The organism is Streptomyces sp. NPDC059853, from assembly GCF_042731495.1.
Lineage (GTDB): Bacteria > Actinomycetota > Actinomycetes > Streptomycetales > Streptomycetaceae > Streptomyces.
Genome location: NZ_JBHWJL010000226.1, coordinates 1 through 8802, shown reverse-complemented (window position 1 = coordinate 8802; position 8802 = coordinate 1). Strand labels below are relative to the sequence as shown.

Here is an 8802-nt window from a genome sequence, read left to right as displayed (position 1 = left end):
GCCGGAGGCCGCGTACGAGCCGCCGCCGAACTTTCCGCCCGCGTGCAGCTTGGTCATCACCACCTCGACGCCGGAGAGCCCAGTCTTGGGCTCGATGTCGACCGGGATGCCGCGGCCGTTGTCCCGGACCTCGACCGAGCCGTCCTCGTGGAGGATCACCTCGATGCGGTCGCAGTGGCCGCCCAGGGCCTCGTCGACGGAGTTGTCGATGATCTCCCACAGGCAGTGCATGAGCCCGCGGCTGTCGGTGGAGCCGATGTACATACCGGGGCGCTTGCGCACCGCCTCCAGGCCCTCCAGGACGAGCAGGTGCCGCGCGGTGTAGTTGCCACCGGTGTCACTCCCGGTCAGCAGTGCGGTGGATGGCACGGACGTGTCGGCGGTCACGCAGTTCGCTCCTCGCTGAATTCTGCTTTGGGTGGCAGGTTCGCCGCTCAGAGGGTACCGAGGCCCTGTAGAGCGGTTGTGCACTCCCCGGGGGAGTGTCCGGAACGGTACGAAATCGATCCCCTGTTCGATAACTCTTTCGGGTGACGTGTACATCACGTTCCCTTCGACGCATGAACCATTTAGGCTCCGGGCACGTCCTCCTGAACAGAGCAGGACCGGATACACCGAAGTAGCCGACCACCACCACGACTGTCCACACACACTGCAATACGGCTCATTCGCCGCCACCCGGCAGCGTTCGGCCACCTCGACCGGCGAATTTCGGGGAAGAAAGCCGCGAGCGGGAACGTTTTCGGCCTGGTTGGATGTTGACCCTGGTACGACAGCTCGTCGAGCTAGAGAAGAGGCGACGTGACTACTGTTCTGACTCCCGCGACCCCGCTGACGGCCGGGGACCGCTGCGACCGCTGTGGTGCCCAGGCGTATCTGCGCGTGGTCCTCATCAGCGGCGGAGAGCTGCTGTTCTGCGCCCACCACGGCCGCAAGTTCGAGCCTGAGCTCAAGAAGATCGCCGCGGAAATACAGGACGAGACGGAGAAGCTCACCGCGACTCCGGCCACCGCGGGCGACGACGAGCGCTGACACGCGCTCCGTATCGCGCCTCCCGCCGCTGACGACGGGCGGTCCGTCCCCGGGACGGACGACGGGCGTTCTTCCCGGTAGCACCGGGAAGACCGCCCGTTCCGCTACTGAAACCGTTCAGTCGGCGGCCGGGGCGCTCTCGTCCAGCAGCTCCGCGATCAGCGACCCCCTGGTGTACACCCCGGGGTAGGCCGGATCGCCACAGCCGGTGCCCCAGGACACCAGGCCCACCAGCGCGCCCTCGGCCACCAGCGGCCCGCCGCTGTCGCCCTGACAGGCGTCCTGGCCGCCCTCCGGGGCCGCCGCGCACACCATGGACGCGGCGCTGAAGCCGCCGCCCACCGGCTCGTAGGCGCGCGCGCAGTCCTCGTCGGCCAGCATCCGCACGGACGCCGCCCGCAGCAGATCCTCGTAGCCGCCGTCACCGGTGGTGTCGCCCCAGCCGTGCACCAGGGCCGGGGTATCGGGGGTGTAGCCGGGGTGGCCCGCTCCGGCCACCCGGATGGCGTCCTCGGCGGGCAGCGATTCGGCGAGGGTGAGCACGGCGACGTCGCCCGCGTTGGTGCGGGCGTCGTAATCGGGGTTGATCCGCACCTCACGCACCGGCACCTCTCGACCGGTGTCCCGGCCGAGATCGCTCCGGCCGGCGATCACCGTCAGATCACCGGGATCGTCCGCCGGCCGGCTGCCGAGCACGGCGGAACTCAGACAGTGCGCCGCGGTGACCACGGTGTCGGGGCCGACCAGCGCGCCGCCGCAGAACTGACCGGAACGGGCATCGCCGTACCGGTCGCGGCTGGCCAGGGCGACCACCCAGGGGTACTCGGCCACCGAGACCGGGTCGCCGCCCACGATGTGCTCGTCGGCGGCGGAGGAAGCGGGCAGCAGCGCGATCGGCAGGGCCGTCAGCAGGGTGAGGAGCAGCGGCCGGGGAAAGTGCGACATGGGGACTCCTGACCGTACGAGGTCTTGTCGTCACCCAGCGTCATCGCGGCGGCCCGATCGCGCATCCGGAGCGGGCCGCCGTCCGGCGGTCTAGTCGAGGTAGTCGCGCAGCACCTGCGAGCGGGAGGGGTGCCGCAGCTTGGACATCGTCTTGGACTCGATCTGGCGGATCCGTTCCCTGGTCACGCCGTAGACCTTGCCGATCTCGTCCAGGGTCTTGGGCTGCCCGTCGGTGAGACCGAAGCGCATGGAGACCACGCCGGCCTCCCGCTCGCTGAGCGTGTCCAGAACCGAGTGCAGCTGCTCCTGCAGAAGGGTGAAGCTGACCGCGTCGGCCGGGACCACGGCCTCGGAGTCCTCGATGAGGTCACCGAACTCGCTGTCGCCGTCCTCGCCGAGCGGGGTGTGCAGGGAGATCGGCTCGCGGCCGTACTTCTGGACCTCGACGACCTTCTCGGGCGTCATGTCCAGCTCCTTGGCCAGCTCCTCCGGGGTGGGCTCGCGGCCCAGGTCCTGGAGCATCTGCCGCTGGACGCGGGCGAGCTTGTTGATGACCTCGACCATGTGCACCGGGATGCGGATGGTGCGGGCCTGGTCGGCCATGGCGCGGGTGATGGCCTGCCGGATCCACCAGGTGGCGTACGTGGAGAACTTGTAGCCCTTGGTGTAGTCGAACTTCTCCACCGCGCGGATCAGACCGAGGTTGCCCTCCTGGATGAGGTCCAGGAAGAGCATGCCGCGGCCGGTGTAGCGCTTGGCGAGGGAGACGACCAGCCGGAGGTTGGCCTCCAGAAGGTGATTCTTGGCGCGCCGGCCGTCCTCGGAGATGATCTCCAGCTCGTGCTTGAGCTTGGGCGCGATCTTGTCGGAGCCTGCCAGCTTGTCCTCGGCGAAGAGACCGGCCTCGATCCGCTTGGCCAGCTCGACCTCCTGCTCCGCGTTGAGCAGGGGGACCTTGCCGATCTGCTTGAGGTAGTCCTTGACCGGGTCGGCGGTGGCACCGGCCGCGGCGACCTGCTGCGCGGGGGCGTCGTCCTCGTCCTCGTCCGAGAGCACGAAGCCCTCGTTCTCGGGCTTGCCGTCGGGGCCCTCGGTGAGCTTGCCGCCCTTGGCCGCGCGCTCGGCCGCCGACTCCTCCAGGACGTCCTCGTCGCCCTCGAGCAGCTCGTCGACGACCTCCTTCTTGGCGGAGGTCTTCTTGGCGGAGGTCTTCTTCGCCGTGGCCTTCTTGGCGGGCGCCTTCTTGGCGGCGGTCTTCTTCGCCGTGGCCTTCTTCGCGGCCGACTTCTTGGCGGCGGTCTTCTTGGCGCCGGCCGGGGAGCCGTCCTCGGCCTCCGCGTCCCCGGGGTCGGTGACCGTGGCACCCGGACGTGCCGTGGCGGTGGCCTGGTGGACGGAGACCGTCTTGGCGGCGACCGTCTTGGTCGCGGTGCGCTTGGCCGACGTCTTCGCGGTGGCACTCTTCCGGGTGCGCTTGGGGGCCTCGGCGGCACTCACCATCAGCGTCACGCCCTCCTCGTCGAGGATCTGGTTGAGGCTGCGCAGAACGTTCTTCCACTGGGTTGACGGGATCTGGTCGGCCTCGAAGGCCCGGCGCACGTCATCGCCGGCGATCTGCCCCTCGGCCTTTCCCCGCTCGATGAGCGCCATCACAGAATTGGATTCGGCGATCTCCGCGGGGAGAGTACGGGAAGTGCTGGCCGACACGAACAACCTCTCGGAAACTCTGGGAAACGGCTTGGGCCCCACTCACAGGAAGCGGGACCGCGACCGGCGGCCGGACGGACCACCGGTGGCGGAAGCGGAGCGGTCCTCGGGACCTGCCAACGCTGCCACCTCTTGAATCATCGCGTTGCTTCCCGAAGTGTTACGCCGCATTCGCGTGGCCCGAGTCACATCGCACGCCCGACTGTATCGGGCCGGAGCCGCGACGGCGCCGGAGCCCTGCCCGGGTGGCTCCGGCGACGCCGCGGGGCGCACCCGCTCAGTGCTCGCGGGGGGCGGGCACCACATGGTCCGCGGACCCGGCCGGAGCGGCCGGCTCGGAGTGCGCCGTGAGCAGCTGCCGCATGGCGGTCTCGGCGGCGACCGGCTCCCCGGAGCTGATCGCGTCCAGGATCCGCTGGTGCAGCACCAGCGACGCCTCCGAGGGGTGCTCGCAGCCGGAGACCGCGCCGCCGGAGACCTGGAGGGCGGCGGCCACGATGCCGGACAGGTGTTCCAGCATGCGGTTGCCCGCGCCCTGGAGGAGCAGCGAGTGGAACTCGGCGTCGGCTCGCGCGAAGGTCAGCCCGTCGCCCTGGCCGAGCGCGTGGTTCATGATCTCCACCATATCGGCCAGCCGCTGGCGCGCCTCGTCCCGGATGTCGCCCGCGGCGAGCCGGGCCGCCAGCGGCTCGATGGTCAGCCGCAGCTCGCACAGCTCGCGGCGCTGGTCCTCGCGCTGCGGGCCGAAGGCGCGCCACTCGATGATGTCCGGGTCGAGGAGATTCCAGTCGCCCACCGGACGGACCCGGGTGCCGACGTTGGGCCGGGCGCTGACCAGCCCCTTGGCCTCCAGGACCCGCAGGGACTCGCGGACCACGGTGCGCGAGACCTCGAACCGCTGCCCGATCTCCTCGGGCACCAGCGGACGGTCGGCGCCGAGGTCGCCGGAGACGATCATCTGGCCGAGCTGCTGCACGAGTTGACCGTGCAGTCCGCGGCCCCGGCTGCCGGCGGCGCGACGGCCGACGCGGCCGAGATCGGGATCAGCTCCTTCCCACACGGGGGCGTTGGTGGTGCGTGCCGAGCCGGTGGACTCGGCGTAGGAGTAGCGGTCGAGGCCACCGGAGCCGGCCGGGCCGGAGTCGGTGGAACGGGTGGCGGTCATCATCGAGTGCGCAAGGGTAGTCACGCCTCAGTTGTCGGCGGACCCCGCAACCACCTTGAGGTCTTTGGTGAAAAGCACACGAAAGGGTGATCGGCGACCCCCGCATAATTGACGCCTAATCGGAAGGAAATGGACTTCTCGCTGGCAATGCCGGGAAGTTCCCGGCAGTTGAGCCCACCACCCCGCCACCCCGCACGGCCGGCCCGCACAACTGCCCGTCCCACAGGCCTCGCTGGCTCCACCGCGACGGCACCGCACACCGCTGGTGCCACCGCTCGTGCGCCCCGGCGCACGGGCCGCCACGCGGCAATCCGGCGGCGCCGGTGCCGACATCCGGTGCTCGCACCCGGCCGGGACGGCCCGCCCACCCACGGGGCGGCCGGCCTCACACGTCCGGGCGCAGCATGGGCGGGTTGAGGATCGTGGCGCCGCCGGCCCGGAACAGCTGGGCCGGGCGACCGCCCTGCCGGGTGGTGGTGCCCCCGACCGGCACCAGGAACCCGGGGGTGCCGGTCACCTTGCGGTGGAAGTTGCGGGGGTCGAGGGCGACGCCCCACACCGCCTCGTAGACCCGGCGCAGCTCACCCACCGTGAATTCGGCCGGACAGAACGCGGCGGCCAGCGAGGAGTATTCGATCTTCGAGCGGGCGCGCTCCACGCCGTCGGCGAGGATGCGCGCGTGGTCGAAGGCCAGCTCCTCCACCGGCCCGCCCCGCTCGTCGCCGAGCAGGGAGGCCACCGGCTTCCACTCCGCCCCGCCCGCGTCTCCCCCGGCGACCGGGGCCGGCAGATCGGGAGCCAGAACCAGATGAGCCACACTGACCACCCGCATGCGCGGATCACGGTCCGGATCACCGTAGGTGGCCAGTTGTTCCAGATGCGCGCCGGCCAGCCCGCCGCTCTCGCCCTGCGCCCGCAGCCCGGTCTCCTCCGACAGTTCCCGGGCCGCCGCCGCGTCGAGGCATTCGCCGGCCCGGACGAATCCGCCCGGGAGTGCCCATGTTCCCCGGTACGGCTCCTCACCCCGCCGCACGGTGAGGGCGCACAGCTTGTGCCTGCGGACCGTGAGTACGACCAGGTCGACGGTGACGGCGAAGGGCGGGAAGTCGGAGGGGTCGTAGGGCATGCCGTGATCATAGGGTCACCATGACGCCTTATCAGGGCCTTGGACCGGACTGCGGCTGCCGCATGCAGCGGCGCAGCGGTTCCGGGTCCATGCCGTCGTTCATCGCCTGGTGCAGGAGTGCGGCGAAGAGGTACTCGGAATCCGTTTCCAGTGCCCGCATGAGGGCGATCCGGGCCCCGACCGCGTCCCCGGTGCACCAGGCGACCCAGCCGGCCAGGGTGAGCGGCGGGGCGGCGTGCCCCTCGTAGGCGCCGACGCAGCGCCGGGCCAGGGCGCGCCACAGGCGCAGGGCCGGTGCGGCGTCGGGGCCCTCCATCCAGGCGGCGAGTGTGTCCCGCAGCGGCAGGTCCTGAAGTCCGAGGATCATCCGGGCCGCCTCGTCGGAGGTGATCAGCGCGTCGTCGCGCTCGTCCGCCGCGTCCACGGGATCGACCCGCTCGATCCGCTCGGCATGTTCATCGCGGTTGTCGCGGTTGTCGCGGTCGTCGCGGCTTCGCTGGGCCGGGATCGCCGCCCGGTGCGGTGACCGGCGCAGTCGGCTCAGGAGCCGTCGCGCCAGCTCCAGCGTCTCCTGGCGCACGGACTCCGCCTCCGGCCCCAGCAGCTTGGGCATCAGCGCCGCGGCCGCCGCGTCCAGCTCCCTCACCTGGCGGGCCACCGCCGGGCCGCGCAGCGGGCGGATCCGGCGCTCCAGCGCGCGCTGGGTGCCCTGGACCCGGATGCCGTTGACCGCCGAGGCCGCGGCCAGCGGGGTCGAGCCGGCCTCGGGGACGGGGGTGCCGTCCGCGTCGCAGCAGCCGGAGCGGACGCAGATGTAGGACCAGAAGCGGCGCTCGGCGAGGTACAGCGCCTCGCACACCGGGATCTCCCGGGCCCCGCAGGCGATCCGCAGCAGCTGGGCGAGGGGCCGCAGCCGTTCCATTCCCTCGCGGCCGGTCCACGGTGCGTCGGCGTCCGGGCAGAGGTAGAGGACCGCGCCGGTCAGCTCCTCGGGTCCTGGCTCTCCACCGGTCGCCAGGGCGGAGGCCAGTGCCTCGGCGTGGGCTGGCCATTCGGCGGGGTCGGCGGGCAGGGTGGCGCGGATCCGGCCGACGACCCGGCTGCGCGGCCCGTAGAGCCCGGCGATCACGATGCAGTCCTCCGGGTGGTAGCCGAGCAGGTACGGGAGGGCGTCGGCGAGGTCACCGGGGTTGCGCAGGACGACGTCGGCGTCGAGAGCGGTGACGGGCTGGACGGTGTTGCCGTGTGGAGTCATGCCATGACTGTGCCTGACATCAGCGGATTCTTGCTGAAAGTTATCCACAACCCCACTCATATTGTTTCATTTTGGGATTGTCCCTCCGGTTTTCCACAGGGCTCATTCGCTTCCGGACCGGCTTTCCGTTTGCATGGGGGCATGGAGCAGCAGACCACCGCGGGATCCACCCCGACCGCCCCGACCGACACCGAGGACCTGCGCACGGCGGCGGACACCGTCCTCGCGCGGCTGGTGGGCGACCCCACCGGCACAGCCCGGCTGCGCACCGACCAGTGGCGCGCCGTGGAAGCGCTGGTGGCCCACCGGCGCCGGGCCCTGGTCGTCCAGCGCACCGGCTGGGGGAAGTCCGCCGTCTACTTCGTGGCCACCGCGCTGCTGCGCGAACGGGGCGACGGCCCCACCGTGATCATCTCGCCGCTGCTCGCCCTCATGCGTAACCAGATCGAGGCCGCCCAGCGGGCCGGCATCACCGCCCGCACCATCAACTCCGCCAACCCCCAGGAGTGGGCCGGCATCCGGGCGGAGGTCGCGGCCGGTGACGTGGACGTCCTGCTGGTCTCTCCCGAGCGGCTCAACTCCCCCGACTTCCGTGACGACGTCCTTCCCGAACTCGCCTCATCCACCGGGCTGCTGGTCGTCGACGAGGCCCACTGCATCTCCGACTGGGGCCACGACTTCCGCCCCGACTACCGGCGGCTGCGCACCCTGCTGTCCGAGCTGCCCGCCGGAGTACCGGTGCTGGCCACCACCGCCACCGCCAACGCCCGGGTGACCGCCGACGTCGCCGAACAGCTGGAGACCGCCGCCGGGCCCGACGGCGGCACCCTCGTGCTGCGCGGCCCGCTCGAACGCGAGAGCCTGCGGCTCTCCGTCCTGCGCCTGCCCGACGCCGCCCACCGGCTCGCCTGGCTGGACGGACATCTGGAGCAGTTGCCGGGGTCCGGCATCATCTACGCCCTCACCGTCGCCGCCGCCGAGGAGGTCACCGCCTATCTGCGCGCCCGCGGCCACCGGGTCGCCTCCTACACCGGCCGCACCGAGAACGCCGACCGCGAGGCCGCCGAGGCCGATCTGCTCGCCAACCGGGTCAAGGCCCTGGTCGCCACCTCCGCGCTCGGCATGGGCTTCGACAAACCCGACCTCGGCTTCGTGGTGCATCTGGGCTCCCCCTCCTCCCCCATCGCCTACTACCAGCAGATCGGCCGCGCCGGCCGCGCCCTCGACCAGGCCGAGGTGCTGCTGCTCCCCGGTCCGGAGGACGAGGCGATCTGGCGGTACTTCGCCTCCCTGGCCTTCCCGCCCGAGGAACAGGTCCGCCACACCCTGGCGGTCCTGGCCGAAGCGGGGGCGCCGATGTCCCTCCCCGCCCTGGAGCCACGCGTCGACCTGCGCCGCTCCCGGCTGGAGATGATGCTCAAGGTGCTCGATGTGGACGGCGCGGTGCGCCGCGTGCGCGGGGGCTGGGCCGCCACCGGAGCCCCCTGGGAATACGACACGGAACGCTACGCCTGGGTGGCCCGGCAGCGCGCGGCCGAGCAACAGTCCATGCGGGACTACGTCACGGCGGCC

The 8802-nt window shown here is 71.4% G+C and carries 8 protein-coding genes; 2 read left to right on the top strand and 6 right to left on the bottom strand.

What is annotated here, in order from left to right; all coding sequences use genetic code 11:
* A partial coding sequence (locus ACFV5N_RS20625; protein ID WP_385601797.1) for an ATP-binding protein occupies window positions 1-387 on the bottom strand: 387 nt, incomplete at its 3' end.
* 414 nt (window positions 388-801) lie between these two features.
* Between ACFV5N_RS20625 and ACFV5N_RS20620 the strand changes: the two genes are divergently transcribed.
* Window positions 802-1032, top strand: coding sequence for a hypothetical protein (locus ACFV5N_RS20620; RefSeq protein WP_019435131.1), 231 nt, complete (start codon window positions 802-804; stop codon window positions 1030-1032).
* Between the two features lie 117 nt (window positions 1033-1149).
* Here ACFV5N_RS20620 and ACFV5N_RS20615 read toward each other — a convergent pair whose 3' ends face one another.
* The 5 genes from ACFV5N_RS20615 to ACFV5N_RS20595 form a co-directional block, all read right to left on the bottom strand.
* Window positions 1150-1977: a S1 family serine peptidase gene (locus tag ACFV5N_RS20615; RefSeq protein WP_385601794.1), complete on the bottom strand. Its 828-nt coding sequence runs from the start codon at window positions 1975-1977 to the stop codon at window positions 1150-1152.
* Window positions 1978-2067: 90 nt separating this feature from the next.
* Window positions 2068-3690, bottom strand: a complete 1623-nt coding sequence (locus ACFV5N_RS20610; RefSeq protein WP_385601791.1) for an RNA polymerase sigma factor — start codon at window positions 3688-3690, stop codon at window positions 2068-2070.
* 271 nt (window positions 3691-3961) lie between these two features.
* Complete coding sequence (locus tag ACFV5N_RS20605; RefSeq protein WP_385601800.1) at window positions 3962-4852, bottom strand: FadR/GntR family transcriptional regulator; 891 nt, start codon at window positions 4850-4852, stop codon at window positions 3962-3964.
* Window positions 4853-5234: 382 nt separating this feature from the next.
* Entirely contained in the window at window positions 5235-5975 is a 741-nt protein-coding gene (locus ACFV5N_RS20600) for an NUDIX domain-containing protein (RefSeq protein ID WP_385601789.1), read from the bottom strand.
* Window positions 5976-6006: 31 nt separating this feature from the next.
* Window positions 6007-7230: a DUF4192 domain-containing protein gene (locus tag ACFV5N_RS20595; RefSeq protein WP_385601787.1), complete on the bottom strand. Its 1224-nt coding sequence runs from the start codon at window positions 7228-7230 to the stop codon at window positions 6007-6009.
* A 141-nt stretch (window positions 7231-7371) separates the two neighbouring features.
* Between ACFV5N_RS20595 and ACFV5N_RS20590 the strand changes: the two genes are divergently transcribed.
* Window positions 7372-8802: RecQ family ATP-dependent DNA helicase (locus ACFV5N_RS20590; protein WP_385601784.1), on the top strand; the 1431-nt coding region annotated here is incomplete at its 3' end.

Excerpts from the sequence above, each read along its gene's own strand:
- ACFV5N_RS20595 (WP_385601787.1), bottom strand. The coding sequence starts at position 7,230 with ATGACTCCACACGGCAACACCGTCCAGCCCGTCACCGCTCTCGACGCC.
- ACFV5N_RS20600 (WP_385601789.1), bottom strand. The coding sequence starts at position 5,975 with ATGCCCTACGACCCCTCCGACTTCCCGCCCTTCGCCGTCACCGTCGAC.
- ACFV5N_RS20605 (WP_385601800.1), bottom strand. The coding sequence starts at position 4,852 with ATGATGACCGCCACCCGTTCCACCGACTCCGGCCCGGCCGGCTCCGGT.
- ACFV5N_RS20615 (WP_385601794.1), bottom strand. The coding sequence starts at position 1,977 with ATGTCGCACTTTCCCCGGCCGCTGCTCCTCACCCTGCTGACGGCCCTG.